This window comes from Nonomuraea fuscirosea (assembly GCF_035917475.1).
Taxonomy (GTDB): Bacteria; Actinomycetota; Actinomycetes; order Streptosporangiales; family Streptosporangiaceae; genus Nonomuraea; species Nonomuraea fuscirosea.
In genome coordinates this window covers 7,875,460-7,902,373 of the sequence record NZ_CP109074.1, presented here as the reverse complement: position 1 = coordinate 7,902,373, position 26,914 = coordinate 7,875,460, and the positions used below count along the sequence as shown (strand labels likewise).

26 protein-coding genes are annotated in these 26,914 nt (G+C 72.0%); 13 read left to right on the top strand and 13 right to left on the bottom strand.

The features are described 5' to 3' along the window. The first annotated feature begins 86 nt into the window (after window positions 1-86). The gene (locus OIE67_RS35875; protein WP_326628862.1) at window positions 87-767 is read left to right on the top strand and encodes a copper homeostasis protein CutC; all 681 of its coding nucleotides are present in this window, start codon (window positions 87-89) and stop codon (window positions 765-767) included. An 87-nt stretch (window positions 768-854) separates the two neighbouring features. Here the strand turns inward: OIE67_RS35875 and OIE67_RS35870 are convergent, their stop codons facing one another. The 5 genes from OIE67_RS35870 to OIE67_RS35850 form a co-directional block, all read right to left on the bottom strand. Next, window positions 855-1,997 carry a DUF6986 family protein gene (locus OIE67_RS35870; protein ID WP_326628860.1) on the bottom strand — a complete coding sequence of 381 codons (1,143 nt, stop codon included), beginning with the start codon at window positions 1,995-1,997 and terminating at the stop codon, window positions 855-857. Beyond that, window positions 1,981-3,282 (bottom strand): FAD-dependent oxidoreductase, encoded by a 1,302-nt coding sequence (locus OIE67_RS35865; RefSeq protein ID WP_326628858.1) that lies wholly within the window; start codon window positions 3,280-3,282, stop codon window positions 1,981-1,983. Before OIE67_RS35865 ends, OIE67_RS35870 begins: the two co-directional genes overlap by 17 nt. A gap of 226 nt (window positions 3,283-3,508) precedes the next feature. Next, window positions 3,509-5,056, bottom strand: a complete 1,548-nt coding sequence (locus tag OIE67_RS35860) for an AMP-binding protein (protein ID WP_326628856.1) — start codon at window positions 5,054-5,056, stop codon at window positions 3,509-3,511. 49 nt (window positions 5,057-5,105) lie between these two features. Further along, a complete protein-coding gene (locus tag OIE67_RS35855; protein ID WP_326628854.1) occupies window positions 5,106-6,167 on the bottom strand; it encodes a hypothetical protein in 1,062 nt (353 codons plus the stop codon). Continuing rightward, window positions 6,167-7,234, bottom strand: coding sequence for an LLM class flavin-dependent oxidoreductase (locus OIE67_RS35850; protein WP_326628852.1), 1,068 nt, complete (start codon window positions 7,232-7,234; stop codon window positions 6,167-6,169). The genes OIE67_RS35855 and OIE67_RS35850 overlap by 1 nt, the downstream gene beginning before the upstream one ends. Before the next feature lie 93 nt (window positions 7,235-7,327). Here OIE67_RS35850 and OIE67_RS35845 point away from each other — a divergent pair, with 93 nt between their 5' ends. Beyond that, complete coding sequence (locus OIE67_RS35845) at window positions 7,328-7,813, top strand: hypothetical protein (protein ID WP_106235149.1); 486 nt, start codon at window positions 7,328-7,330, stop codon at window positions 7,811-7,813. A 31-nt stretch (window positions 7,814-7,844) separates the two neighbouring features. Here OIE67_RS35845 and OIE67_RS35840 read toward each other — a convergent pair whose 3' ends face one another. Then, the gene (locus OIE67_RS35840; RefSeq protein ID WP_326628849.1) at window positions 7,845-8,789 is read right to left on the bottom strand and encodes an acyl-CoA dehydrogenase family protein; all 945 of its coding nucleotides are present in this window, start codon (window positions 8,787-8,789) and stop codon (window positions 7,845-7,847) included. A gap of 134 nt (window positions 8,790-8,923) precedes the next feature. On the opposite strand from OIE67_RS35840, the gene OIE67_RS35835 reads away from it, so the two are divergent. Beyond that, window positions 8,924-9,595: a hypothetical protein gene (locus OIE67_RS35835; RefSeq protein WP_326628847.1), complete on the top strand. Its 672-nt coding sequence runs from the start codon at window positions 8,924-8,926 to the stop codon at window positions 9,593-9,595. A 119-nt stretch (window positions 9,596-9,714) separates the two neighbouring features. Next, window positions 9,715-11,460 carry a proline--tRNA ligase gene (locus tag OIE67_RS35830; RefSeq protein WP_326628845.1) on the top strand — a complete coding sequence of 582 codons (1,746 nt, stop codon included), beginning with the start codon at window positions 9,715-9,717 and terminating at the stop codon, window positions 11,458-11,460. Between the two features lie 131 nt (window positions 11,461-11,591). Here the strand turns inward: OIE67_RS35830 and OIE67_RS35825 are convergent, their stop codons facing one another. The 4 genes from OIE67_RS35825 to OIE67_RS35810 are packed head-to-tail and all read right to left on the bottom strand — an operon-like array spanning window position 11,592 to window position 15,457. Beyond that, entirely contained in the window at window positions 11,592-13,091 is a 1,500-nt protein-coding gene (locus OIE67_RS35825) for a tripartite tricarboxylate transporter permease (RefSeq protein ID WP_326628842.1), read from the bottom strand. A 1-nt stretch (window position 13,092) separates the two neighbouring features. Next, on the bottom strand, window positions 13,093-13,626 hold the full coding sequence (locus OIE67_RS35820) for a tripartite tricarboxylate transporter TctB family protein (protein WP_326628840.1): 534 nt from the start codon (window positions 13,624-13,626) through the stop codon (window positions 13,093-13,095). Continuing rightward, complete coding sequence (locus OIE67_RS35815) at window positions 13,623-14,612, bottom strand: Bug family tripartite tricarboxylate transporter substrate binding protein (RefSeq protein ID WP_326628838.1); 990 nt, start codon at window positions 14,610-14,612, stop codon at window positions 13,623-13,625. Before OIE67_RS35815 ends, OIE67_RS35820 begins: the two co-directional genes overlap by 4 nt. After that, window positions 14,609-15,457: a hydrolase gene (locus OIE67_RS35810; RefSeq protein ID WP_106235160.1), complete on the bottom strand. Its 849-nt coding sequence runs from the start codon at window positions 15,455-15,457 to the stop codon at window positions 14,609-14,611. The genes OIE67_RS35815 and OIE67_RS35810 overlap by 4 nt, the downstream gene beginning before the upstream one ends. Before the next feature lie 68 nt (window positions 15,458-15,525). On the opposite strand from OIE67_RS35810, the gene OIE67_RS35805 reads away from it, so the two are divergent. Next, entirely contained in the window at window positions 15,526-16,593 is a 1,068-nt protein-coding gene (locus OIE67_RS35805; RefSeq protein WP_326628834.1) for an ArsR/SmtB family transcription factor, read from the top strand. Between the two features lie 9 nt (window positions 16,594-16,602). Here the strand turns inward: OIE67_RS35805 and OIE67_RS35800 are convergent, their stop codons facing one another. Together OIE67_RS35800 and OIE67_RS35795 are read right to left on the bottom strand one after the other, a co-directional pair. Continuing rightward, window positions 16,603-17,070 (bottom strand): ferritin-like domain-containing protein, encoded by a 468-nt coding sequence (locus OIE67_RS35800; protein WP_326628832.1) that lies wholly within the window; start codon window positions 17,068-17,070, stop codon window positions 16,603-16,605. A gap of 58 nt (window positions 17,071-17,128) precedes the next feature. After that, the gene (locus tag OIE67_RS35795; RefSeq protein ID WP_326628829.1) at window positions 17,129-17,626 is read right to left on the bottom strand and encodes a hypothetical protein; all 498 of its coding nucleotides are present in this window, start codon (window positions 17,624-17,626) and stop codon (window positions 17,129-17,131) included. 246 nt (window positions 17,627-17,872) lie between these two features. Here OIE67_RS35795 and rimP point away from each other — a divergent pair, with 246 nt between their 5' ends. The 8 genes from rimP (at window position 17,873) to truB (ending at window position 25,769) form a co-directional block, all read left to right on the top strand. Further along, complete coding sequence (rimP, locus tag OIE67_RS35790; protein ID WP_106235166.1) at window positions 17,873-18,358, top strand: ribosome maturation factor RimP; 486 nt, start codon at window positions 17,873-17,875, stop codon at window positions 18,356-18,358. A gap of 12 nt (window positions 18,359-18,370) precedes the next feature. Next, window positions 18,371-19,375 carry a transcription termination factor NusA gene (gene nusA / locus OIE67_RS35785; protein WP_326628824.1) on the top strand — a complete coding sequence of 335 codons (1,005 nt, stop codon included), beginning with the start codon at window positions 18,371-18,373 and terminating at the stop codon, window positions 19,373-19,375. After that, window positions 19,359-19,658: a YlxR family protein gene (locus tag OIE67_RS35780; protein WP_106235168.1), complete on the top strand. Its 300-nt coding sequence runs from the start codon at window positions 19,359-19,361 to the stop codon at window positions 19,656-19,658. Before nusA ends, OIE67_RS35780 begins: the two co-directional genes overlap by 17 nt. A 125-nt stretch (window positions 19,659-19,783) precedes the next feature. Next, entirely contained in the window at window positions 19,784-22,921 is a 3,138-nt protein-coding gene (infB, locus tag OIE67_RS35775; protein ID WP_326628818.1) for a translation initiation factor IF-2, read from the top strand. 120 nt (window positions 22,922-23,041) lie between these two features. Continuing rightward, a complete protein-coding gene (locus OIE67_RS35770; protein WP_106235171.1) occupies window positions 23,042-23,338 on the top strand; it encodes a DUF503 domain-containing protein in 297 nt (98 codons plus the stop codon). Between the two features lie 39 nt (window positions 23,339-23,377). Then, a complete protein-coding gene (rbfA, locus tag OIE67_RS35765; protein WP_326628816.1) occupies window positions 23,378-23,848 on the top strand; it encodes a 30S ribosome-binding factor RbfA in 471 nt (156 codons plus the stop codon). Further along, entirely contained in the window at window positions 23,845-24,897 is a 1,053-nt protein-coding gene (locus OIE67_RS35760; protein ID WP_326628814.1) for a DHH family phosphoesterase, read from the top strand. Before rbfA ends, OIE67_RS35760 begins: the two co-directional genes overlap by 4 nt. After that, the gene (gene truB, locus OIE67_RS35755; protein ID WP_326628812.1) at window positions 24,897-25,769 is read left to right on the top strand and encodes a tRNA pseudouridine(55) synthase TruB; all 873 of its coding nucleotides are present in this window, start codon (window positions 24,897-24,899) and stop codon (window positions 25,767-25,769) included. Before OIE67_RS35760 ends, truB begins: the two co-directional genes overlap by 1 nt. 32 nt (window positions 25,770-25,801) lie before the next feature. Here truB and OIE67_RS35750 read toward each other — a convergent pair whose 3' ends face one another. Continuing rightward, entirely contained in the window at window positions 25,802-26,821 is a 1,020-nt protein-coding gene (locus OIE67_RS35750) for a TRM11 family SAM-dependent methyltransferase (RefSeq protein WP_326628810.1), read from the bottom strand. Window positions 26,822-26,914: the final 93 nt, after the last annotated feature.

The window sequence follows — 26,914 nt, the reverse complement described above, 5'->3', positions numbered from 1 at the left end:
CCGGCGGACTCCCCGTACGCGCTCCATCCGAGGTCAGACGGCAATCAGTGGCACAAGTGCGCAAAGCACCCTATAACCTCTCCTCCATGACCGGATCCCTGCTCGAGGTGATCGCGCTCAACGTGCGCGACGCCGTGGCCGCCGAACAGGGCGGAGCCGACCGGCTGGAGGTCGTCGCCGACATGGCGGCCGACGGGTTGACCCCCTCCCCTGAGACGGTCGCCGCGATCGCCGCGGAATGCCCCCTGCCCCAGATGGTGATGCTCCGCTGCGACGCCGGCTTCGCCGCCGACCCCGACGTGCTGGCCAGGCTCAGCCGCGACGCCAAGGCTCTGGCGCAGGCCGGTGCGGCGGGATTCGTGTTCGGGTTCCTCGACGGCGGGGGCGCGGTCGACCTGGCGGCCACCGAGGCGCTCATCCACGCGGTCTCCCCGCTGCCGTGGACGTTCCACCGCGCCGTGGACCACGCCGCCGACGTCCAGGCCGCCTGGCGGGCCGTGCGGCTGCTGCCGAACCTGGCCACCGTGCTCACCTCGGGCTCGCCCAGCGGCGTGGGGGACGGGCTGAGGATACTGAAGACGCGCGCCGACGCCGGTGACGCCTCCATCGTGCTGGCCGGCGGCGGCCTGAAGCCGGTCCACGTGCCGGCCCTGCTCGACTACGGCGTCCGCGCCTTCCACGTCGGATCGGCGGTACGGGCGAGCTGGTCGGACCCCGTCGAATGGCGCCTGGTACGCCAGTGGCGGGCCCTGGTGGAACGCGACTGAACCAGCAGGACCGGCCCGCCAAAGGTAACGGGGCTCAGGGGCGCGCTGGGACCGTGCGGCACAGGGCACGGCGGTGGCTCGGGGCGCTCACGGGAGTGCCGCGTCCGCGCGGCGCAGGGCCGCGGTCAGCGTGCGGATCGTGGCGGGCTCGTCCATCACGCCGCCCCCTGCCGAGCGCCGCTCCTCCCAGGCCCGCACCCGCTCCTGGTAGGCGTCGTACCGGGCCAGATGGAAGGCGTAGACGGTGGCGAAGCGGCTCACCAGATGCGACGGGTGCATGTCCCAGCCCTGGTAGAACCCGTACCGCAGGGAATGCCTGACCAGCTCGGCGTGCCGCCGCCACAGGGCGTGCACGTCGCGCGTCAGCTCCGAGGCGGGCGAGGCCGCCAGCGACCCGTCCGACAGCTCCACCCCCGTCCCCGCGAACGCCGTCTGCATCACGTGGCGCGCGTGGTCGCAGGCCGGATGGTCGAGCCGCTGCTCGTGCGGCGGCAGCCCGATCGCGGCGGTGTAGTCGAAGACGCCGAAGTGCGCCGCCGCCAGCCGCCCGCCCAGCGTCTCGTTCAGGTCGCCGCGCAGGAACGGCAGCGTCTGCGGCGCCTCCACCTGCATCTCGAACCGCAGCCGCACCCCGAACTCGCCCTCCAGCTCGGCCAGCACGGCCGCGAACTGTCCGAGATAGGCCTCCATCAGGACCTTGGGGAAGGTCACGGTGAAGCCGCCCGGAAGCTCTCCGGCCCGCGTGATCACACCGGCGAGCAGCGCGCGCAACGTGCGCACCGACCGTTCCGGATCGCCGTCGGCGAAGGACTTCACCCGGGGACCCCAGCGCCGCGGCAGCGTCCCGGCCGCGTACATCGAGGCGACGGCCTCGGCGGCCCGCTGCGCGTGCTCGTCCTCGACGGGTCCGGGACGCACGCCGTAGCCGTCCTCGAAGTCGACGCGCAGGTCCTCCACCGGCTCGGTGGACAGCTTGCGCACCACCCGCTCGTGTACGGCGGCCCCCAGCGCGCCCGGCACGCCGAAGACCTCGGTCAGCTCATCGGGGCCGGAGAGATGCGCCTTGACCAGGCCGAGCGCGTGATCGCCCCACTCCTGGACCGTGCTCGCGGAGAACCGATCGGCGGGCACGTAGACGGTGTGGACCGGCTGCCAGCCGGGCGCGGCCATGGGATATCGGGCCTGCTGCAGCCGGTAGGTCCCGGCGAAACCCTCAGGGACGGCAGGCACGGAGCATGGCCTCCAGGCCGACGAGCTTGACGCGCTCGCCCCGGTTGAGCGACAGGGCGAGCGCGGCCTCGGCGGCCTCGATCGCCTGCCATTCCTCGTACGTCACCGGCCGCACCCCCCGCTCGGCCAGCACCGCGTCGATGCCGGGCCCGCCGGCCCGCGCCCCGCCCGCGGAGTCGGCCAGCAGCGTGCGGACCGTCTCGGCCGCGTCCGACTTGTTGGTGCCGATCACCCCGGTGGGCCCGCGTTTCAGCCAGCCCGCCACGTATTCGCGCTCGCGCACGCGCCCGGCCTCGTTCGGGACGGTCATGGTCGCCTCGGAGAACGGCACCCCGGGCAGCGGCACGCTCTGGTAGCCGACCGAGCGCAGCACCATGCCGACCGGCAGCGTCTCGTACACGCCGGTCCCGACCACGCGTCCCTCCTCCGACAGCCGGGTGCGCTCCAGCTTGATGCCCTCGACCCGCTCGGCGCCGAGGATCTCGACCGGCCGCATCCAGAAACGCACGTCGAGCCGGCGCGGCCGGCCCACGGGCTCGCGGCCGGCCCACTCCTGCAGGATCTTGATGTTGCCCTGCACCTGGCGCGGGAAGTCGGCGCCCAGGACGACGGCCTCCTCGGGCCGCACGCAGACGTCGGCGTTGGCCAGCTCGCCCAGCTCGCGCAACTCCTTCAGGGTGAACTTGGCGTGCTCGGGGCCGCGGCGGCCGATCATGTGGATGGCCTTGACCTGGCTCGCCTCCAGACGTTCGAGCACCTCGTGCGGCACGTCGGTGGCGCGCAGCTCCTCCGACGTCTTGGCCAGCACGCGGACGACGTCGACCGCCACGTTGCCGACCCCGATCACCGCGACCTCGGAGGTGTCGAGCGTGAACCGGTCAGGATCGACGTCGGGGTGCCCGCAGTACCAGTTGACGAAGTCGGTCGCCGCCACGCTGCCCGGCAGGTCCTCGCCGGGGATGCCGAGCCTCCTGTCGACCATCGCGCCCGTGCAGTAGACCACCGCGTCATAGGCGCCGAGCAGGTCCTCCACCGACAGGTGCGCGCCGAGCGTGACGCCGCCGAGGAAGCGCACCTGGGGCAGCTCCAGCACCCTGCGCAGGTAGTTGGCGATCGACTTGATCGAGGTGTGGTCGGGCGCCACGCCGTATCTGACCAGCCCGTACGGGGTCGGCAGCCGCTCCAGGACATCCACCTCGACCGGTTCCGCCGACTGCTTGACCAGCGCCTCGGCCGTGTAGATGCCGGCTGGGCCCGATCCGATGACCGCCACGCGCAACGCCACGTCGCCTCCCTATGCCGGTGATCGTGCACCACGGGACGTGCGTCCCACCAGATACAACCGGCCAGTGTGATCGATGTATCCCCGGTCGCCGGTGCGGATGAACCCGTCCCCGGCGATTACCGCATGATCGGGGCTTCTGCCAACGTAGCCGCTCATCACCGCGCCGGAAGGGAGAAGCACCTCACCTCGCCGCCGGAGCGTGTCCACAGGCGGGTCTCATAGGGGTTTATCGGCGGCGTAACGCCAGCTTGTCCACCTTTCCGTTCGGGTTCGTGGGCAGGGCGTCCAGCACGGTGATCGTCTTGGGCACCTTGTAGCCGGCCATGTTGGCCTTCGCCCACGCGAGCAGCGCGTCGGGATCGGGGTCCGCGCCGGGCCGGGGAACGACGTAGGCCAGCCCGGCCTCGCCCGAGACCGGGTCGGGCACACCGACGACCGCGGCCTGCGCGAGCGAGCCCTCCCGCAGCAGCAGCGACTCGACCTCGGCGGGGGAGACGTTGAACCCGTTGACGATGTAGAGCTCCTTCTTGCGGTCCACGATCGCGAGGTTGCCCGCCTCGTCCAGGACGCCGACGTCACCGGTGTGCAGCCAGCCGCCGGCGTCGACGACCTCGGCCGTCCTTTCCGGTTCGTCCCAGTAGCCGCGCATCACGCCGTAGCCGCGCTGGAGGATCTCGCCGCGCTCGCCGGCCGCGACCTCCTTGCCGTCGTCATCGACGATCTTCACCTCGATGCCCGGCACGGGCCTGCCGGTCGTCGCGGCGACCACCTCGATGGGGTCGCCGGCCCTGGTCATGGAGACGACCGTGCCCTCCATCAGCCCGTACGCGTTGATCATGCGTTCCAGCCCGACCCGCTCGACCAGCCGCGTGATCAGGCCGGCCGGCACGGCGGCGGCCCCGCAGATGGCCACCCGCAGCGACGACACGTCCCAGGAGCCCCGGTCCAGCTCGTCCAGCACCCGGTGGAACAGCGTGGGCGGCCCGGCCAGCACCGTGACCCGCTGGGAGGAGACGAGCGACATCAGCGACTCCGGGGCGAACACCGGGATCGGCACCATCGTGGCCCGGCGCAGCACACAGGCCACGAGCCCGGCGTTGAGCCCGAATCCATGGCTGAACGGGGCGATCACCGGATAGCGGTCGTTCTCGTCCAGGGTGACGATCTCCGACCAGTCCCAGTAGCCGCGCAGGACCTGGGAGTGGTCGATCATGACGCCCTTGGGGGTGCCGGTGGTGCCGGAGGTCGACATGATCTCGCACAGGTCGCCGGGCCGGACGGCCAGCGCCCGCTCCTCGGCCGCCGCGAAGGAAACCGGCTCCGCTCCGGAGGCAACCGGCTCCGCTCCGGAGGCAACCGGCTCCGTTCCGGCGGGAACCCGCTCCGCGAGCGGATCGCCGGAGGTGATGACGTGCCGCAGGCCCGGCAACGGAGGCAGCAGCTCCGCCGGCCGCGGATCCGCCGGCCCCGCTCCCGCGATCAGCACCTCCGCGCCCGTCTTCGCGATCAGCTGGGCGGCCTCGATCCCCTTGTAACGCGCCGACAGCGGCACGATCACCGCGCCCGCGTCCCAGATCCCGAACGCGTGCGTCACCCAGGACGCCGAGTTCACCCCCCACATCGCCACCCGGTCACCGGGGGCCACGCCGAGCGCCATCAGGCGGCGGGCGACGCCGGACGCCCGCTCCCTCAGCTCGGCCAGCGTCAGCCGGGGGCCGTCCCGCTCGGCGACCACGACGTCGCCTGGATGCCGTTCGGCCTGGTCACGGAGCATGCGGGGGAGCGTCCCCCAGTCCGGCATCGATCCCATCGGCTGCCCCTTCTCAGGCGAGCGCGGTCCGGTCCCTTCCGAGGTGGTGGCCGCGTGCGTCGGCGACGGTGCCGGGCGTGGCGGCCTCGGAGATCTCGGGGGCGACCTCCACGGCGATCGAGACGGGCGTCAGCGCGCGTACGGACTGCTCGATCCGCGTCTTCCACATGGGGTTGCCGACCAGGCTCTCCCGGCCGAACGTCACCGTCAGCACGGCCGTGTCCAGCGTTCCCCGCCGGTTGACGGCCAGCTCCCACCCGGTCACTCCGTCGATCTTCGACAGCGCCCTGTCGATGCGTGGCAGCGCCAGCCACACGCCTCTGACCAGCACGTGCTCGCCCACGGTGTGCGCCGGCGCGGGGATGGCCGAGCCGGACGTCCCGGCCACCAGGCCGGTCCGCAGCACGGCGTCGCCGAGCGTGGAGTGCGCGTGCGGGGTGACGACCAGCTCCGCCAGACCGGCGGCGGGGTCGGCCGCGTCGTCCCGATCGAGGGCCGCGGTCCCGAGCAGGCCGTCCACGAGCGGTTTGAGCGGATCCTCCTCGGCCGTCCGCCACGCCAGCGCGCCGCCGCCGAACGGGCTGGCCAGCACCTCCGTGACCGTGGCCCCGAACTCGCCCGCCAGATGCCCGAGCGTGCGCTTGGAGGCGATCTCCCCGGTCAGGACGATGGTGCCGAGACCGAGGTCCAGCGGATCCAGCAGGAACTCCAGATGCAGGCGGGCCAGCAGGTCCATCGCACCCGTCGGGGTGGCGACCAGCGTGGTCGCCTTCAGCGCCGACAGGGCGTGGTGCAGCCGCATCCGCCCGCGCGGGCCCACGGACGCGGCCGCCGCGGCCACGTCCGCCGCCGCGGCCGTCCACAGCGCCCCGGCCGGCTCGGCCAGCGCCACCACCACCCGGTCGCGGGCACCCACCCCCGCCTCCCGCAGCGCCGCCCCGGTCAGCTCGGCCGCGGCCGCCCGGTCGCCGGGACCGAGGGGGAGCACGCTCGACACGTCGGGGGAGACCAGCAGCAGGCCGGTGGCGGATCCCGCGGCGGCCCCGAGGTCGTCGCGGGTCAGCCAGCGCGCCATCAGCGCATCACGTCCTTCATGAACAGGGTGATCGAGTCGCACACCCGCTCGTGCGCCAGCCCGCCCACCTGCGCCTGGATGATCAGATCGGTCGCGCCCGCCTCGGCGATCCTGGCCAGCGCCTTTCGCGATCCCGCCACGTCGTCCACCACCACCATCAGGTGCTCGCGCAGGGTGGCCATGGACTCCTCCGGCGGCATCCCGGCCGCCAGTTGCCCGAGCACGCGGTGCGTGGCGTGGCGGGCGTCGTAGTAGTCGGGCGGGGTGACGAGGTTGACCTGGCGCCGGATGTACCACAGGACGGCGTCGGCGGCCGTGGCGGTGGCCTCGTCCCTGGTGGGGGCCACGAACCAGGGGATCATCAGCGCGACCCGGCGCTCGGCGGGATCGAAGCCGTGCTCCGCCAGACACTCCCGATATCTCGCGATGTCGGCGGCGACGTCGTCGATGCCCTTGAGCATCGTCATGCCGAGCAGGTTGTACCCGCGCCGGGCGGCGGCCAGGTAGCCCTCCAGGGAGGTCGAGGCCACCCAGACCGGCGGATGAGGCCGCTGCGCCGGACGGGGATAGACGGCCACGTCCGGGATCTCGAAGAACTCGTTCGACCGGCTGACCGGCTCGCCGTCGGCCTCCCAGATGGCGAGCGTGGCCTCCAGGGAGTCCTCCCAGATCTGCCGCGACTTCTCGAACGGCCGCTGGAACGCCTGGTACTCCAGCGGGGAGGCCCCGCGGCCGGTGCCGAAGTCCACCCGCCCGCCGCTCAGCACGTCCAGCGTGGCGACGCGCTCGGCCGTGCGGATCGGGGACTGGAACGGCAGCAGCACCACCCCGAGCCCGAGCCTGATCCGCTCGGTGCGCTGGGAGATGGCGGCCAGGACCAGGTCGGGGGCGGAGGAGTGGGAGAAGCCCCTGGTGAAGTGGTGTTCCACGAACCAGGCCGCCTCGAAGCCCAGCCTGTCGCCCAGGACGACCTGGTCGATCACGTTCTGGAACGCCCGCTGCTCGACCTCGCGGGTGCGGCCGCGGACCTCCAGTTCGTACCCCAGGCTGATCCGTAGGGACGTCATCGCGCCTCCGGCGTTTTAGGAAACCAAGCGCTCGCTTGGTAGAGCGTATCAGCGGCAAAGACTTGCGGGAAGGGCGCGGCGGCGATCAGAGTGATGCTCGTGAAGCGAAAGCACGCGTTGCGGCGGCCGAAGAGCGGCACGCCTTCCGAGCACGGCGACGGGCTCTCGCTCACCGGCGCCCGCCGGTACTACGAGGCCTTCGGCAGGGTGATGGCCGCGCTGGCGGCCGAGGCCGAGTTCATCGAGTCGTGCCGCGATCTGACCTGGTGGCGCGGCGCCGACCACAGCTGGCACATCGAGTGGCGCGACGGCCCCTTCGCGTCCGAGGTGGCGGATCTGCTCGCCGAGCAGATCCGCGACCCCGCCCACGACGGCTCGCTGGTCGCGGGGGCGGGTCCGGCCGGCGCCGGCTCGGCCGTGCTCGACGTGATGGGCGTGCGGTTCGAGCTGCGCGCGATCGACCCGATGGGGCGAGCCGGCGTGCGCGCCCGTCCCGGCTTCTGGCGCCTGACCGAGGCCCTCGACACCACCCGCCGCACCAACACCCGCCACCCCTGGGAAGAACTCCTCGGCGGCTGACCCGGCCCGAGCCGCTGTCGGGACTTCCGGCTCAGACGCCGCCGTCGAAGACGTGCGCGGCGAGCCGGGCGCGATGCGCCTGCGGCGGGCCGAACAGCTGCGCGTCCGACGTGGCCCGCTTGAAGTAGCGATGCGCGGGATGCTCCCAGGTGATCCCGATCCCGCCGTGCACCTGGATGTTCTCTCCCGCCGCCGTCAGATACGCCTCCGTGCAGTACGACCCCGCCACCGCCGCCGACACCTCGTCCTCGGCCGCCGCCCCCGCCGCCGACCTGGCCGACTCCACCAGGAGCAGCAGGTCGGCCAGCTTGTGCTTGATCGCCTGGAACGACCCGATCGGCCGCCCGAACTGGTGCCGGCGCAGGGCGTGCTCGGCCGCCATGTCCAGGCACCGCTGCGCCCCGCCCACCTGCTCGGCCGCCAGGGCGGCGATCCCGAGGTCGCGCACGCGGGCCCAGGCGGTGTCGTCGCCCAGCCGGCGTACCGGGGTGTCGCGGAAGGACAGCCGCTGCAGCGGCCGGCTCTCGTCCATCGTCCGGTACGTCTCCCGCTCCGCGGGCACGGCCTCGACCAGCGACCCCGCGGCGTACAGGAGCACCAGCTCGCCCTCCAGCGCGTACGGCACCACCCCGGTGAGCAGGTCGCCCTCCAGCCGCAGCTCGCCGTCGCCCGGCAGCACCACGGTCGCCGTCGTCTCCCCACCGGCCAGCGCCGTCAGCACCCGCTCGTCCCCGCACGCCCTGGCCGCCTCGACGGCCATGACCGCCGACTGCAGGAAGGGATGCGGGGACAGCGCGCGTCCCAGCTCCTCGGCCACCGCGGCCGTCTCCGCCGGGCCGCAGCCCGCGCCGCCGTACCGCTCGGGGACGAGCAGCCCGGCGATCCCCACGTCGTTCGCGAACGTCCGCCACGAGGCGGCGGGACGGGCGTCGAGATAGTCGCGGACCACGGCGCGGAGATCGTCGGCGAGCGTCACGCGATCCACCATAACCAAGCGATTGCTTGTTTTGGAATGCGGATGACCGAAATTTGCCTTTTCTGTAGGGATACATAGTCTGAATGCGGTTGTCCCCAGATTTACCAGGTGAGGGGTTGACCAGGGAATCGGAGATGAACGACACGACCATCGACTACGCCGACTTCGCCGAGTACGACCGGCGTCAACGTGCCATCGAACGTCATCTGCTGGCGGCCTTCCTCGGCGGACTGGCCGTCGGACTGCTGGGCATGCTGCTTTCCGGGATCGGTCCCCGCTGGTTCGGGCAGCTCTACGACCCTTACGCCTACCTCGCCCTCTCCCTCGCCGTGGGCGTGAGCGCCTCCGGATTCGGCTGGGCGCTGGTGACCACGTTCCTCGCGGCGGTCTCCACGCTGGTCGCCGCGATCGGCGCGACCGCCCTGCGCGGCGGCGAGGCCTTCGACGTCATCGGCGGCAGCGCCGTCGGGCTCAACTGGACGCTCGGCCTGCTCGTGCTGCTGGGCCTGCTGGCGTACGTCACCCGCAGGGACGACGGCTGGGGCGACGTGGCCGCGGGCGTGGTCGGCGCCGCGCTGATCACCGACGTGGTGGACCGGGCCACCCCCGGCTTCATCGACAGCGACCAGTCGTTCTGGCCCGGCCCCGCGGTGGCCGCCGGGGTGCTCGCCGTGGGCCTGGTGCTCTTCCTGCGCAGGAACGCGGGCGGACGGCTGCGCGCGCTGGCGATGTCGGCGGTGTTCGCGGCCCTGTTCACGTTCTGCCTGGCCGCCTTCGTGGCGGGCTGGTTCCCCCTGGCCGCCTGATCTCCCGGCGTCGCGGCCTGCCGCGTGGTCTGACGCCGCACTCGATAAGCCCGAGCGCGGCGCTCCTCCGACTCGATAGCCTGTAGTCCTTCACATCCAGGTTCGAGCAAGGAGTAGCCGTGTTGCTGCGCATGTCGTCGTTGTTTCTTCGCACCCTGCGGGACGACCCGGCAGACGCGGAAGTCCCGAGCCACAAGCTCCTGGTCCGCGCCGGCTATGTCCGCCGCGTGGCCCCCGGCATCTACTCCTGGCTCCCTCTCGGCAAGATGGTGCTGGAGAACGTCGCGAGGATCGTCCGCGAGGAAATGAACCGCATGGGCGGCCAGGAAGTGCTCTTCCCCGCGCTGCTGCCCCGCGAATACTACGAGGCGACCGGCCGCTGGACCGAATACGGCGACACGCTCTTCCGCCTCAAGGACCGTAAGGGCGCCGACTATCTTCTCGGTCCCACGCACGAGGAGCTCTTCGCCGACATGGTCAAGAGCGAATACTCCTCCTACAAGGACTATCCGGTCACCCTTTACCAGATTCAGACCAAATATCGGGACGAAGCGCGGCCCAGGGCGGGCATCCTGCGCGGCCGCGAGTTCCTGATGAAGGACTCCTACTCCTTCGACCTCGACGACGACGGGCTCAAGCGCTCCTACGAGCAGCACCGCGAGACCTACATCCGCACGTTCGACCGCCTCGGCATCACCTACAAGATCGTCTTCGCCACGTCGGGCGCCATGGGCGGCTCGGCCTCCGAGGAGTTCCTGGCGCCCACGCCCACCGGTGAGGACACGTTCGTGGCCTGCCACTCCTGCGGCTACGCGGCCAACGCCGAGGCCGTCGTCACCACCGCGCCCGCCGCCCGTCCCGTCGAGGACGCCGCGCCGCTGCGGGTCCTCGACACCCCCGGCACCCCGACCATCGAGACGCTGGTCGACTACGTCAACGAGCACCACGGCCTGTCCGTCACCGCCGCCGACACGCTCAAGAACGTCGTCGTCAAGGTCGTCACGCCCGGCTCCGACAAGTTCGAGACGCTGGTCATCGGCGTTCCCGGCGACCGCGAGGTGGACTTCAAGCGCCTTGAGGCCGCGCTGGCGCCCGGCGAGCCGGCCATCTTCGAGGCCGCCGACTTCGCCAGGCACCCCGGCCTCGTCCGCGGCTACATCGGCCCGCAGGTCCTGCGCGAGCTCGGCATCCGCTACCTCGTCGACCCCCGCGTCGTCACCGGCACGTCCTGGGTGACCGGCGCCAACGAGCCCGGCAAGCACGCCGTCGACGTGGTCGCCGGCCGTGACTTCACCCCTGACGGCACCATCGAGGCCGCCGAGGTGCGCGCCGGCGACCCGTGCCCCCGCTGCGGCGCCGAGCTGTCCATCGACCGGGGCATCGAGATCGGCCACATCTTCCAGCTCGGCCGCAAATACGCCGACGCCGCCGGCCTCGACGCGCTCGGCCCCGACGGCAAGCCCATCCGCGTCACCATGGGCTCTTACGGCATCGGCGTCTCCCGCGCGGTGGCGGTCATCGCCGAGCAGGCCCACGACCGGCTCGGGCTGGTGTGGCCGCGCGAGGTCGCGCCCGCCGACGTGCACATCGTCGGCACCGGCAAGGAGAACCAGGTGGAGGCCGCCCTGGAGCTGGGGGCCGAGCTGGAGTCGCGCGGCCTGCGGGTCCTGGTCGACGACCGGGCGCAGGTCTCGCCCGGCGTGAAGTTCAAGGACGCCGAGCTGCTCGGCCTGCCCACGATCGTGGTCGTCGGGCGCGGGCTCTCGCAAGGCGTGGTGGAGCTGCGCGACCGGGTGACCGGCGAGAAGTCGGAGATCCCGCTCGCCGAGGCCGCCGACCGCGTCATGGCCGCCACCACCGCCTGAGCCACCACCGCCTGAGCCATCACCGCCTGAGCGAGCCACCACCGCCTCGGCCGGGGCCGGCAGTCACGCCGGCCCCGGCCTTCGGCGCGCCTGCTCGCGGAACGCGGCTCGCTGGGACGGGCCGGGGCAGGTCAGGCGACGGGCAGGGCGGGCTTCGTCCGCCGCCGTACGATAACCGGCCCGACCAGGCACGCCACCGCGATGAGCAGGATCACCAGCGACACCGGCCTGGTCACGAACACCGTCGGATCCCCTTCGCTGAAGGCCAGCGCCCGCCGGAACTGCACCTCCATCAACGGCCCCAGCACCGCCCCCAGGATCAGCGGCGCCACCGGATACCCGGCCCGGTGCAACACCCACCCGAGCAGCCCGAACCCGTACGCGATCAGCACCTCGAACACGCTCTGCGAGATCGAGTAGACGCCCAGCGTGGCGAACGTCAGGATCGCCGCCGTCAGCAGTGCCGGCGGGACGCTCAGCAGCTTCACCCAGACCCGGATCAGCGGCAGGTTCAGCAGCAGCAGCATCACGTTGCCGATGTAGAGGCTGGCGATCAGCGTCCACACCAGCACCGGCTGCTGGTCGAAGAGCTGCGGCCCCGGCTGCACGTTGTAGATCTGGAACGCGATCAGCAGCATGCTGGCCGTCGCCGAGGTCGGGATGCCCAGCGTGAGCAGCGGCACCAGCACCCCGGAGAACGCCGCGTTGTTGGCCGCCTCGGGCCCGGCCACGCCCTCGATGGCCCCCTGCCCGAACTCCTCCTTGTGCTTCGACAGCCGCTTCTCCACGTTGTAGCTCAGGAACGTGGGCAGCTCGGCCCCGCCCGCCGGCAGCGAGCCGATGGGCAGCCCGAACAGCGTCCCGCGCAGCCACGGCCGCCACGACCGCCGCCAATCCTCCCGCGTCATGCCGACCCTCCCGTCCACGGTGACGGGCGGTTGCGCGGGCCGGTGCCGCGCGGCGGCCGTGGAGACGGCCTCGGCCACCGCGAACAGCCCCACCGCGACCGCCACCACCGACAGGCCCTCGTACAGCTCGGGCACCCCGAAGGCGAAGCGCGGCTGGCCGGTCATCTGGTCGATGCCGACCATGCCGATCGTCAGCCCGATGAACAGGCTCGACAGCCCCCGTACGATCGAGTCCCCCATCAGCGAGGTGACCGTCACGAACGCGAGCACCATGATCGAGAAGTACTCGGCCGGCTGGATCAGCTTGGCGATGTTCGACATGCCGGGGGCCAGGAACGTGATGACGACCGTGGAGATCGTGCCGGCCACGAACGAGCCGATGGCCGCCGTCGCCAGCGCCGCCCCCGCCCGGCCGCGCCGGGCCATCGGATAGCCCTCCAGCGTGGTCGGGATCGAGGCCGTCTCGCCCGGGATGTTGAGCAGGATCGCGGTGGTCGAGCCGCCGTACATGCCGCCGTAGTAGATCCCGGCGAACATCACGAACGCCCCGACGGGGTCGAACACGAACGTCAGTGGCAGCAGCAACGCGATCGTGGTGGCCGGCCCGAGCCCCGGCAGCACGCCCACGAGCGTGCCGACGGTGACGCCGAGCATGGCCAGCAGCAGGTTCTGCAGGCTCAGCGCGTGGCCGAACCCGTCGAGCAGGTTGCCCAGCACGTCCATCTCAGAACGCCAATCTGATCAGGCCCGGCGGCAGCGTGATGCCGAGGAGCCGGTCGAACAGGAAGTACGTGGCCAGCGCCAGCACCAGCCCGGCGAGCATGTCGCGCACCAGCCGCCTGCTGCCGAGGACTCTGGCCACGGCCACGAAGAACACGGTCGTGGCCTGCCAGTAGCCCGCCGGGACGAGCAGCAGCGCGTACGCGGCCAGCGCTCCCAGCAACATCAGCACCGACGGCCAGTGCGTCTCCCCGTCCTCGCCCGGCGCGCCCCCGCCGGACGCGCCTTCTCCCGACGTGTCCTCGCCCGGCGCGCCCGCCCCGGACACGACCGCCGGCGCCGTGCCCGGGGCGGCGCCGGGCCGGAACGCCTGGACCACCCCGATCACCGACACCACGGCCAGCCCCACCCCCACCAGCAGCGGGAACGCCCGCGGCCCGACCGCCTGGTAACCGTTGCCCTGCGGGATGGAGAAGGCCTGAGCCAGCACGACCACGGCCGCCACCAGGAAGCCGAGTGAGACGATCCGCTGCGTCACTTGCCGAGCCCCAGCTCGCCCAGGATGGCGGTGACCTGCGTACGCTGCTCGGCCAGCACCTTGCCGAACTCGTCGCCCGGCTTCCAGTCCTCGGTCCAGTTGTTGCGCTCGAGCACCTGCTTCCAGCACGACGACCGGCGGACCTTGTCGATCAGCCCGATCACGTCCTGCTGCTGCTCCTTCGACAGCCCGGCCGGAGCCAGCACGCCGGCCAGCGTGGAGACCGCCTCGCCGCCCAGGCCCAGCTCCTTCATGGTGGGCGCGTCGATGCCGGGGACCCGCTGCTCGGAGTCGACCGAGAGCACCCGCAGCTCGCCCGCCTCGATCTGCGGCCGCAGCTCGGCAACGGTGTCGATGCCGACCGTGGCGGCTCCGCTGAGCAGCAGGTTCATCGACTCGCCGCCACCGGCGGTGGGCACGAAGTTGATCTCCTTGGCGGCGATGTCGCGGCCCTTGGCCAGCCCGGCCACCGTCATCTGGCCCGGCCCGCCGAGCGAGCCGCCGGTCCACTTGACGCTGTGCGGCTTGGCCTCCATCGCGTCCAGCAGCGCCTTCAGGTCCTCGTACGGGGACTTCTTGGCCACCACGATGGCGCTCGGCCCCCGGCTCAGCCCGGCCACCGGCGTCAGCGTGGACAGGTCGACCGGCGACTTGTTGTTCACGATGCCGCCCAGCATGGTGACGCTGTCCATGACCATGAGCTGGTAGGGGTCGCCGGTCCGCTTGGCGAACTGGGCCAGCCCGATGGTCCCGCCCGCGCCCGGCACGTTCGTGACGGTCGCGTCCACGTCGGCCACCTTGCACTCGCCGAGCGCGCCGGCGATGCCGCGCGCCCGGGTGTCCCAGCCGCCGCCGGGACTGCCCGGCGCCATGATGGACAGGGCCTTGCTCGGGTAGGCGCCGCCCGCGTCGGTGCTCTCGCCCACGGCGCAGCCGCCGGTGAGCGTCACGGCCACCGCGACGGCGGCGGCCAGTCTGATCTTCATGATGACTCCCGGGGGGTGAGGATCGATGCGAAGAAGTCCTTGACGGGGCCGAGCACCTGCATCGGCTCGTGCCCCACACCCGGCACGACGTCGAACCGCACGCCGATGCCGTGGGCCTCGAAGTTGTCGCGCAACGCCGTCAGCCGTTCGAGACGTGTCACGCCGTGGGCGTCGGCGCCGTCCATCCAGTTGGAGTCGCCCTGGTTGTTGATCTCCCAGGTCTCCACGTCGGCGCTGCCCACGACCATCTGGACCGGCACGTCACGCAGCTCCCCGATCCTCGGGGCGCGGCCGAACTCCTCCTCGAACCCCTTCAGCCCGATCCACCACGGACTGCTGGGATCGATGTACGTTATCCGCCCCGGCGCCCCGATGGACAATCCGGCCAGGCGGTCGGGGTGCAGGTAGGCGAACCGGTGCACGAACTGCCCGCCGCCGGAGAAGCCGTGCAGCAGGAACCGCCCGGTCCGTACGTTGAAGCGCTCGCCCACCTCCTCGACCATGGCGAGCAGGGCCAGGTCGAAGCGGATGCCGTCGTACCGGAGGAACTTGAAGTTGTGCAGGTCCTGGGGGTCCTCGCCGATGCCGGCGGGGAAGAGCGGCGCCAGCACCAGGCAGTCGTGCTCCTCGGCCCACTCGGCGAAGTTGTCGCGGTACTGCGGTCCGCGCCGCCCCGTCCCGTGCTGCAGGACGGCCATCGGCAGGGGAGCGCCGTCCGGGTCGTGGGCGGACGGCACGTACAGGCAGTAGGAGAATCTCTGGTCGTATCTGGACGCGAAGACGGTCGTCGCGCCCGCCGAATAGAAGCCCGTCGGATGCTTGACCACATGCAGTGCCTCAGCCATGAGGCGACAGCCTGCGCAAACGCGGACGCGATCACAAGGAGATTGCCTCCAACGCGGTAATCTGCAGGGTGGCCGTCACGCTCCTCCTCGACCCGCCCGCCGCCGGATCCGTCGTCGTGCGCCAGTCGCCCCTGGCCGAGCTGTGCGCCTGTCTCCACGCCTTCGACGAGCCCGGCCACCACCCCGCCAGCGCGGGCTGGGTGGCCAGGGCCCACGCCGAGCTCGACACCGCGCTGCTCGCCACGGCAGCCGTCTGGGCGCCGCTCTGGGGCGCCTTCCGCGCCCGCTACCTGCTGCCGCTGTCGGCCGACGCGCGGCGCACGCTGCACGACGAGCTGGAGGAGGTGGCGGAGCTGCCCATCGGCGACTTCACGGCCATGACCGTGCAAGCGCTGATCGGCAAGAACGACACCGGGCTGACGCCCGAGCTCAGCGAGGAGGTGCTGCACCGGCTGCGGCTGATCTCCTCCAGCCGCATGGAGATCGGCGCCCGGCTGCTGGCCGACCCCGAGGGGGTGCGCGCCGAGCTGCTCGACTTCCTGGCCGCCTTCGCCGCCGCCGCGTTCGACGCCGAATGGCCCGCCCTGCGCCGCGTCCTCGACCGCGACGGCGCGCTGCGCGAGCGCGACCTGCGCAAGAAGGGCGCACTGTCGCTGGCCGACTTCCCGACCGCGTCAGCCGCCCAGCCCTCGGGCCGGCGGCTGAGCGTCGTGTTCGACAAGCTCTACAACGCCACCGCCCGGGTGGACGACGACCGCCCCTGCCTGCTCGTCCCGACCGTGCACGGCCGCCCCCACTTCGTGATCAAGCACTATCCGGGCTATCCGGTCGTCATCCAGTACAGCGCCGACGGGGCCGGCACGCCCACGCTGGAGACCGCCAGGCGCCGGCTCGCCGCGCTCCAGGACCCCACCCGGCTGCGCCTGTGCTACGCGATCCTGCGCAACCCGGTCGCCACCGCCGAGCTGGCCACCCAGCTCGGCATGACCGCGCCCCAGGTCTCCAGGCACCTGCGCCGGCTCAGGGAGGCCCAGCTCGTCCACACGCACCGGCGCGGCTCGGTCGTCTACTACCAGCTCGACGCCGACGCCGTCGAACGCCTCGGCCCCGACCTGCTCTCCGTCCTGTACCGCTGACGGACGGTGCTACTCCCCGGCCGAGGTCGTGGGGGTGGCGGCGGGCGCCGCCTTCGCGGGCATGCCGGGAAAGGCCGCGGGCTGGGCCGGGCGGAAGGCGTAGGAGCGGGCCACCGCCTCCTGCATGGCCAGCGCGGCGTGGCGGCGCAGCGGCTCCTCGGAGGCCGCGGCCAGCTCCAGGTAGGCGGCCGTGACCCCGCCCTCCAGGTGCACCGCGAGGTTCGCGGCCAGCGTGGCGTTGGAGGGGAAGAACGGCAGCGCGTACGACGCGTCGGGCTCGACCGGCCGGCCGCCCCGCGCCGTGATCAGCGCGCGCAACTGGTCGCGCCTGGACCGGTGGGCCTCGTAGGCCGCGCTCATCCTGGACCGCAGCGAGCCCGAGGTGCGCGCCCCGAGCAGCCCGTAGGCGAACAGCACCGCGTGCTCCGCCGCCAGCGCCTTGCGCAACTTGTCGATGTCGGCCGCGTCGCCGCTCACAGCGACCTCCGTGCCGGGCACGGCGACCCCGGGGCTCTCACTCTGGCCCGCGCGCCGCTCACAGCGACCTCGGCAGGGCGACGACGTGGGCGGCCTCGCAGGCCCCGATGCTGGCGACGAGCTGGGCCACCCCGGGCGACAGCCCGCCGAGCGCCCGCGCCCGCCCGGCCGCGGCCTTGCGCTCCAGCTCGCGCAGCCGCGCCAGCGACGGCTTACGGGCCTTCGCGGTGGCAGTGGGGGTGGCGGTGGGGGACGGCGCGGCCGACCCCGGCGCGGCGACCGGCGGAGACGGGACGGTCACGTGTCTGCGCAGCTCGTCGAGATGCGCCTGGTGCCGGTCACGGAACGGCACCAGCTTGTCGGCCCCGCCCGAGATCAGGGACGAGTAGAGCGCGATCGTGCGCTCCTTCTCCGCGATGAGGCCCTTCAGCATGACCGTCTCGGGCGAGTCGGGAGCCGGCGCGGCCGGCCGATCGGGGCCGGAGGCGCTGCATGCGGTGAGGGCGGCCGCCCCGCCCGCCAGCAAGGCTCGCCTGGAGAGCTGAACCGGGCGCACGGACTCGAACCTCCACTTGTCTCTGACCCCTGTCGCGGACCTCGCTAGCATCGTACGGCCAGTGCCCGGGATCGCCGTCCGGCGACGCTCCGTCGTTCGACCCGCCATTCGACCGTGACGAGTGGCGCTCTTTCTGTGCCCTCATACGGATAGGGTGTCAACTGTCGTCGCTGGCTGAGCGGCCAGACGGCGGAGAGCCAGTGGCGAGGTCCGCCCGGCTGAGACATGACAATAGGGGAGGTCGATATGGGCAGCGCATCACCCCGCGACCACCTGATGAAGCTCCTGGAGCCCGTGGTCAGCGCGGAGGGCCTCGATCTGGAGGACATCACGGTCACCCAGGCAGGCAAGAGACGGCTGCTGCGGGTGATCGTCGATCGCGACGGCGGTGTCAGCCTCGACGACGTGGCCGACGTCAGCCAGGCCGTCTCCACGGCCCTCGACGACACCGACGCGATGGGCCAGGCCGCTTACACACTCGAGGTCTCCTCGCCCGGCGTCGACCGCCCGCTCACCGAGCCGCGCCACTGGCGCCGCGCGGCGAAACGGCTGGTGAAGGCCGAGCTGCGAGACGGCACCGTGGTGGAGGGCCGCATCATGACCGCCGACGACGCCGGCGTCGACCTCGACGTCGAGGGCGCGGCGCGCAGGATTGACTACGAGGACCTGACCCGCGGACGGGTGCAGGTGGAGTTCCGCCGCTTCGACGACGTCGACGGCGACGAAGGCTAAGGGGGAGCCGTCGTGGACATCGACATGAGCGTCCTGCGCAGCCTGGAGCGGGAGAAGGACATCTCCTTCGACCTGGTCGTCAAGGCGATCGAGGACGCGCTGCTGATCGCGTACTTCCGGACCGAGGGCGCGGCCCCCAAGGCGCGGGCCGAGCTCGACCGCAGCAGCGGTCACGTCACGATCTGGGCGGCGGAGCTGGACGACGAGGGCGAGGTCGTCAGGGAGTTCGACGACACACCGGGCAACTTCAGCCGGATCGCCGCGACCACCGCCAAGCAGGTCATCCTGCAGCAGCTGCGCGACGCCGAGGACGAGATCAACTTCGGCGAGTTCGCCAGCCGCGAGGGCGAGCTGGTCTCCGGCGTGATCCAGCAGGGCAAGGACCCGCGGGTGGTGCTGGTCGACCTCGGCAAGATCGAGGCCGTGCTGCCGCACGCCGAGCAGGTCCCGGGTGAGGAATACACGCACGGCGAGCGCATCCGCGCCTACGTGGTGCAGGTGAAGAAGGGCCACAAGGGCCCGTCGGTCACCCTGTCGCGCACCCACCCCGGGCTGGTGAAGAAGCTGTTCGCGCTGGAGGTGCCGGAGATCGCCGACGGCACCGTGGAGATCGCCGCGGTCGCCCGCGAGGCCGGCCACCGGACGAAGATCGCGGTCAGGTCGCGCAAGCCCGGCGTCAACGCCAAGGGCGCCTGCATCGGGCCGATGGGCTCGCGGGTCCGCAACGTGATGACCGAGTTGCACGGCGAGAAGATCGACATCATCGACTGGTCGGAGGATCCCGGCGAGTTCGTGGGGAATGCCCTGTCGCCCGCACGTGTTTCGCATGTCGAGGTTCTCGATCTCGACGGACGCGTCGCGCGGGTGACCGTGCCCGACTACCAGCTCTCGCTGGCCATCGGCAAAGAGGGGCAGAACGCCCGGCTCGCCGCGCGACTGACGGGATGGCGGATCGACATCCGGCCCGACACCCAAGCCGAGGACGCCGCCGGTTCCGTAGATGCGTCAACACGGTAAGCTGGAATATGGTGGCCACGCGGTCCCACAGCGCACCTGTGTGGGCTGCAGGGTTCGCACGGCTAAGTCCGAGCTGCTCCGACTGGTGCGGGTCGAGGATCAAGTGGTCCCCGACCTGCGAGGACGGCTTCCAGGTCGCGGTGCATCGCTGCATCCGTCCTTGAGTTGTCTGGAGCTCGCCGAGCGGCGTCGAGCGTTTCCGCGCGCGTTCCGCGTGCCGGGGCCGCTTGACGTGTCGCCCGTACGGGCGCAACTAGAAGGAGAACCACGAAATGTCATGTAGGACGCCGAGTTGATGGGCGGAGTCAGATTGCTATGAGCGCCTGATGAGCACGCGGCGATGAAGACGTCAAGGTAGCGACGGTCCGGACGGCATAGCCAGCCTCCCGGGCCGAGTAAGGGAGTGCAGTGGCGAAGGTCCGGGTATACGAGCTCGCTAAGGAGTTCGGCGTAGAGAGCAAGGTCGTCATGGCCAAGCTCCAGGAGATGGGGGAGTTCGTCCGTTCGGCGTCCTCCACCATCGAGGCGCCGGTGGTCCGCAGGCTCACCGAAGCGTTGGGGGCGTCCAAGGGCGGCCCCTCCAGAGGCGGCGGTCAGCCGTCCAACAAGCCGCAGCCGCCAAGGGCTGCGCCGCGGCCGGCCGATGGCCAGGCCGCCAACGGCGCCGGTCAGGCGCCGGTTCCCGCCCCCCCGCGTCCGGGCCCGAAGCCCGGTCCGCGTCCCGCCCCCGCAGGGGGCCCCGCCGGTGGCGGCGCGCAGCCGCGCCCGCCGGTGGCGATGCCGCACCAGCCCGAGCAGCAGCCTGAGGCCGCCCGCGGCGAGACGTCGGGGGCTCCGCAGGCGCGTTTCGAGAGCGGCGCGCCCGCTCGTCAGGAGGGCGGCCAGTCCGCTCGTCCCGCTCCGGGCCCGCGGCCCGGTCCCGCTCCTCGTCCGGGCCCCAGGCCCGGCCCCGCGCCCCGTTCCGGGGCCCAGGGCGGCGGCGGTGGCCAGCAGCAGGCCCCGCGTCCCGGCGGCGGCGGTGGACCGCGTCCAGGACCGGGTCCCAAGCCCGGCCCGCGTGGTCCGCGTCCCGGCAACAACCCGTTCTCGTCCAACGCCAGTGGCATGGGCCAGTCCCGGCCGCCGCGTCCTGGCGGCAACCGCGAGGGCGGTGGCGGCCCCGGCCAGCGTGAGCGTCGTGACGGTCCGCCGCGCGACGGCGCGATGCCGCGTCCGCCGCAGGGTCGTGGCGGCGGCGAGGGCAGGCCCGGCGGCGCCGGTCCGCGTCCTGGACCGCCCACCGGCGGCCCGCGTCCCGGTCCTGGTGCCGGTGGTCCCCGTCCTGGTGGCCCGCGGCCCAACCCGATGATGATGCCGCAGGGTCGTCCCTCCGGTCCCGGAGGTGGCGGCGGCGGTGGCGGTCGTCCCGGCGGCGGTGGCGGCGGTGGCCGTCCCGGCGGCGGTGGCGGCGGTGGCCGTCCCGGCGGTGGCGGTGGCGGCCGTCCCGGTGGTGGCGGTGGCGGTTTCGCCGGTCGCCCGGGTGGCGGCGGCACCGGCCAGCGCACCGGCACCGGTGGTCCCGGTGGTGGCGGCGGCTTCGGCGGTCGTCCCGGCGGCGGTGGCCGCGGCCGTGGCGGCGGCACCGCGGGAGCCTTCGGGCGTCCCGGCGGCCGTCCCGCGCGTGGCCGTAAGTCCAAGCGGCAGAGGCGCCAGGAGTTCGACAACATGTCGGCGCCGGCGATCGGTGGCGTCCAGGTCGCTCGTGGCAACGGCGCGACGATCCGGCTGCCGCGCGGCGCGTCGCTGTCCGACTTCGCCGACCGCATCGGCGCCAACCCCGCCTCGCTGGTGCAGATCATGCTGCACCTGGGCGAGATGGTGACCGCCACGCAGTCGGTCAACGAGGAGACGCTGCAGCTCCTCGGCCAGGAGCTCGACTACAACATCCAGGTCGTCAGCCCGGAGGAGGAGGACCGCGAGCTTCTCGAGGCCTTCGACATCGAGTTCGGCGAGGACGAGGGCGACGAGGCCGACCTGGCCGCGCGTCCGCCGGTCGTGACCGTCATGGGTCACGTCGACCACGGTAAGACCAAGCTGCTCGACGCCATCCGCAAGACCAACGTGGTGGCGCGCGAGGCGGGTGGCATCACCCAGCACATCGGCGCTTACCAGGTCTCGGCCGAGCACGAGGGCGAAGACCGCAGGATCACCTTCATCGACACCCCGGGTCACGAGGCGTTCACCGCCATGCGTGCCCGAGGCGCCAAGTCCACCGACATCGCGGTGCTGGTGGTCGCGGCCGACGACGGTGTGAAGCCGCAGACCATCGAGGCACTCAACCACGCCCAGGCGGCGGAGGTGCCGGTCGTGGTCGCGGTCAACAAGGTCGACAAGGAGGGCGCCGACCCCAACAAGGTCAGGGCCCAGCTCACCGAGTACGGCCTGGTGGCGGAGGAATACGGCGGCTCGACGCTGTTCGTCGACATCTCGGCGAAGAACGGCACGGGCATCGACCAGCTCCTCGAGGCCATCCTGCTGACCGCGGACGCCGAGCTCGACCTGCGCGCCAACCCGACGATGGACGCCCAGGGCATCGCGATCGAGGCACACCTCGACAAGGGCCGCGGCCCCGTCGCGACCGTCCTGGTCCAGCGCGGCACGCTGCGCGTCGGCGACTCGATCGTCTGTGGCGAGGCCTTCGGCCGCGTCCGGGCGATGCTCGACGACAACGGCGACGCGGTCGAGGAGGCCACGCCGTCGCGTCCGGTCCTGGTGATGGGTCTGACGGCCGTGCCGAGCGCCGGTGACAACTTCATCGTGGTCACCGACGACCGGATGGCCCGGCAGATCGCCCAGCAGCGCGCGGCGCGCAAGCGCAGCGCCGACATGGCGAAGTCGAGCCGTCGCCGCACCCTCGAAGAGCTGTTCAGCGACCTTGAGAAGGGCCGCGTCGACGAGCTCAAGCTCATCATCAAGGGTGACGTGTCCGGTTCGGTGGAGGCCCTGGAAGACGCCCTGCTCAAGATCGACGTCGGCGACGAGGTCAGGCTCCGAGTCCTGCACCGCGCGGTCGGCGCGATCACCGAGTACGACGTCAACCTGGCCGTCGCCGACGACAACGCGGTCATCATCGGCTTCAACGTCCGGCCCGAGCCCCGGGCGCGCGACCTGGCCGAGCGCGAGGGCGTCGACATCCGCTACTACTCGGTCATCTACCAGGCGATCGAGGAGATCGAAGCGGCGCTCAAGGGCATGCTCAAGCCCGAGTTCGAAGAGGTCCAGATGGGCACCGCCGAAGTCCGCGAGGTCTTCAAGGTGCCGAAGATCGGCAACGTCGCCGGTTCGCTGGTCCGCTCCGGCGTGATCGTCCGCAACAGCAAGGCCAGGGTGATCCGCGACGGCGTCGTCATCGCGGACAACCTGACCGTCTCGTCCCTGCGTCGCTTCAAGGATGACGCCACCGAGGTCCGCGAGGGCTTCGAGTGCGGTATCGGTGTCGGCTACAACGACATCAGGATCGACGACACGATCGAGACGTTCGAAATGCGGGAGAAGCCGCGCGTGTGATACGCGGCCGGGCGCCCGGCGGGACATCCGCCGGGCGCCTCTCGCACGCCCTGGCCTGGTCCCCACCGCAGCAGGCCGGGCGTGCGTCCACCTCACCAGGTCAAGCGGTGGTCAGCAACGATGTATGTGGGTTCTCTCACCCTGGACATCCTGCTCGGCGACGTCAGATCGCTGAAGCAGAAGCGCTCTGTCATCCGGCCTCTGATCGCCGAGCTGCAGCGCCGTTATCCCAGCATCGCGGTGGCTGAAACCGGCCATCTCGACCTCCACCGCAGAGCGGAGGTCGGCGTCGCGGTGGTCTCCGCTTCCGCGGGTAACTGCAAAGAGGTGCTGGACGCCTGCGAGCGGATGGTGGCTTTCCGCCCCGAGATCGAGCTGCTGTCGGCCCGGCACCGGCTCTACAACGACGAAGATTGAACGACTGCACGGCCAGGTCGTGCGTGAGGGGGAGCGAACATGGTGGATGCCGCACGAGCGCGCAAGCTCGCGGACCGCATCCAGCAGATCGTCGCCGAGATGCTGGAGCGCCGGATCAAGGATCCGCGCCTGGGTTTCGTGACCGTGACCGACACGCGCGTCACCGCCGACCTGCGCGACGCGACGGTGTTCTACACGGTGTTCGGCTCCGACGCCGAGCGGGCCGACAGCGCCGCCGCCCTCGAAAGCGCCAAGGGGATCATCCGTTCCGAGGTGGGCCGCCAGACCGGGGTGCGCTTCGCCCCGACGCTGACGTTCAAGCACGACCCGCTGCCCGACAGCGCGCGGCACCTGGACGACCTGATCAACGCGGCCAGGGCCCGTGACGCCGAGGTGGCGCGGCAGGCCGAGACCGCTTCCTACGCCGGCGAGCCCGACCCCTACCGGAAGCCGGACGAGGAAGAGGAAGCGGAGGAGCGCGCCGACGTCGCCAGGGAAGAGCAGGCGTGACGCCCGACGTTCGCGACCGGGCCGGCCGACCGGCCCGGGTGGAGGCGGGGCAGGGCGACGACTGCCCCATCCCCGCCACGTCGTGGGACCGGGCGCTGCACCTGATCGGGCAGGCCGACGAGGTCGCGCTGGCCTGCCACGTCACCCCCGACGGCGACGCGCTCGGCTCGATGCTGGCCGTCGCGTTCGTGCTGCGCTCGATGGGCAAGCGCGTGGTGGCCTCCTTCGGCGACCGGCAGTTCGCGGTGCCGCGGCTGCTGCGCTTCCTGCCGGGCCAGGACATGCTGGTGCCGCCGGAGGCCTACCCCGCCGCGCCCGAGTTGATGATCGTCTTCGACTCCTCGACGTTCGAGCGGCTCGGCCTGCTCGGCACCAACGCCGCCATGGCGCGCGAGCTCGTCGTGGTGGACCACCATCCGTCCAACGCCGGCTTCGGCACGCTCAGCCTCATCGACGCCCAGGCGGCGGCCACGGCCATGCTGGCCGAGCAGCTCGTCTACCGGCTCGGCGGCCGCCTCGACCGTGACATCGCCACCTGCCTGTACGCGGGCCTGGTGACCGACACCGGCTCCTTCCGCTACTCCTCGACCACGCCCGCCGTGCACCAGATGGCGGCCAGGCTCGTGGCGACCGGGCTGCGTACCGACGAGATCGCCCGCGAGCTGTGGGACCGCTCGCCGTTCGGCTATCTCAAGGTGCTGGCCGGGGCGCTGGAGCGGGTCACGCTGGAGCACGGGCCGGCGGGTGGCCTGGTGTGGACGTACGTGACCCGGGTCGACCGGGCCGCGCACGGGCTGCCGTACTCCGAACTGGAGGGGCTCATCGACATCGTCCGCCGCACCGACGAGGCCGAGGTCGCGGTCGTGCTCAAAGAGGACGACCAGGGCGACTGGCAGGTGTCCACCCGATCCAAGGGCACCGTCGACGTGGCGGCCGTGTGCGCGGCGCTCGGCGGCGGCGGCCACCACCAGGCCGCCGGCTACACCTCCCACGACACCGTGGAGGAGACCATGGCCAAGTTCCGGCATGAGCTGAGGAAGGTCTCCTGATGGCCGAGAGCGGTCTGATCATCGTCGACAAGCCCGGCGAGTGGACCTCCCACGACGTGGTCGCCAAGATGCGGCGCCTGGCCGGCACCCGCAAGGTGGGGCACGCCGGCACGCTCGACCCCATGGCGACCGGCGTGCTGGTCGTCGGCGTGGAGAAGGCGACCAGGCTGCTCGGGCACCTGACGCTGACCGAGAAGGTCTACGAGGCCACGATCCGGCTCGGCGTCGGCACCAACACCGACGACGCCGAGGGCGAGGTCACCGCCACGGCCTCGGCGGCGGGGGTCACCCCCGGCGAGATCCACAAGGGCGTCGCCGCGCTGACCGGGGAGATCATGCAGATCCCGCCGCAGGTCAGCGCGATCAAGGTGAACGGCCAGCGGGCCTACAAGAAGGCGCGGGCGGGCGAGGAGGTCGAGCTGGCCGCCAGGCCCGTCACCGTGCGCGAGTTCGGCGTGCTCGACATCAGGGCCGAGGGCGACGTGGTGGACGTGGACGCGGTCGTGACCTGCTCCAGCGGCACCTACATCCGCGCCCTGGCCCGCGACCTGGGCGCCGGGCTCGGGGTCGGCGGTCACCTGACGCGGCTGCGCCGCACCCGGGTCGGCCCGTACGACCTGTCCCTGGCCAGGAGCATCGACCAGCTGACCGAGGAGTGCGTGATCCTGCCGATCGGCGAGGCCGTGACGGCGGCGTTCCCGCGCAGGGACGTCACGGCCGAGGAGGCCCGCGTCATCGGGCACGGCGGCCGGCTGCCCGCCGCCGGGCTGGGCGCGGGGCCGATCGGGGTGTTCGGGCCCGAGGGTGAGCTGCTGGCGCTGGTGGAGGAGCAGGGCAGGACGGCCAGGCCGCTCGCCGTCTTCGTCGGCTGACGCCCGCTGACGGACGTTCCGCCGCCCGGCGGTCAGCGGGGCTTGCGGGCCACGATGATGTCGCGGACGATCGCCTGGTCCACCCAGTGCTCGAAGTCGGGGTAGTCCATCACGTCGAGGCCCGCGTCGGTGAGGATCCTGGCCAGCTCGGAGCTCTTGCCGCCGTAGGTGTTCCAGGCGATGCCCATCGCGCCGCCGGGGCGCAGCAGTTCGGCCCAGACCGGCACGGCCCGGCCGAGCAGCTCCAGCGGGCTGCGTGACAGCCCGCCGCCGCCCTTGCTGCCGTGCTGGACGCCGTACGGCGCGTCGGTCGCCACGATGTCGAACGAGCGCGGCCGGAAGAAGTCGCGGCTCTTCAGGGTGTCGGCGTTGACCACGGTCAGGCGCTGCGTGTCGCCGGCCTTGACCGCCTCCTTCGACAGCCCGAAGGTGACGTTGAACCGGCGGCCGACCAGGGCCCGCTCGCGCCGCACCGGCACGGTCTCCGCGGTGTGCTTGAGCCGCTTGTTGCGCAGCCAGGTCTTGACGAAGCCGGTGTAGGCCTCGAAGTCCTTGCCGTCCACGTCGATGCCGTAGGCGTCGTAGCCGTACGTGAGGGCCTGGTTGAGGGTGGTGCCGCGCCCGCACATCGGGTCGAACACCGACAACCTCCCGCCCATCCCCTCGTCGCGGGCCAGCGCCGTGACGTTGAGCAGCAGCTTGGTGAAGTGCTCGTTGGTCTTGCCGGCGTATTTCTGGATCGTGATCAGGTCGCTGCTGAGCCGGTCGCGCGGACGCATGGCCAGCGGCCTGAGCAGCTCGCCCTCCAGCCCGAAGACGGCGTAGACGGAGGACAGGTCGGACAGCAGCGCCACGTCCGCGTCGCTCAGCGGGCTCGCCGTCTCGAAGGTCACATAGGGGACGCCGCCGATCCGCGTCTCCTCGCTGCTCAGCACCTCGGCGGCGAGGGCCCGCGCGCTGAAGACGGCCAGCTCGTTACGGGTCAGCCGGACGGAGCTCTCTCCGTAGACCCGGTTGAAGGCAGGCAGGATCAGTAGCGCGTAACGAGGCATGATGCCCGATGATAGTCCCCTCGGTTGGAGGGAATGCCGACGCGCATGGCAGGCTTGTACGCGTTGATGCGGGAACGAGCGAATGGGGCCGGG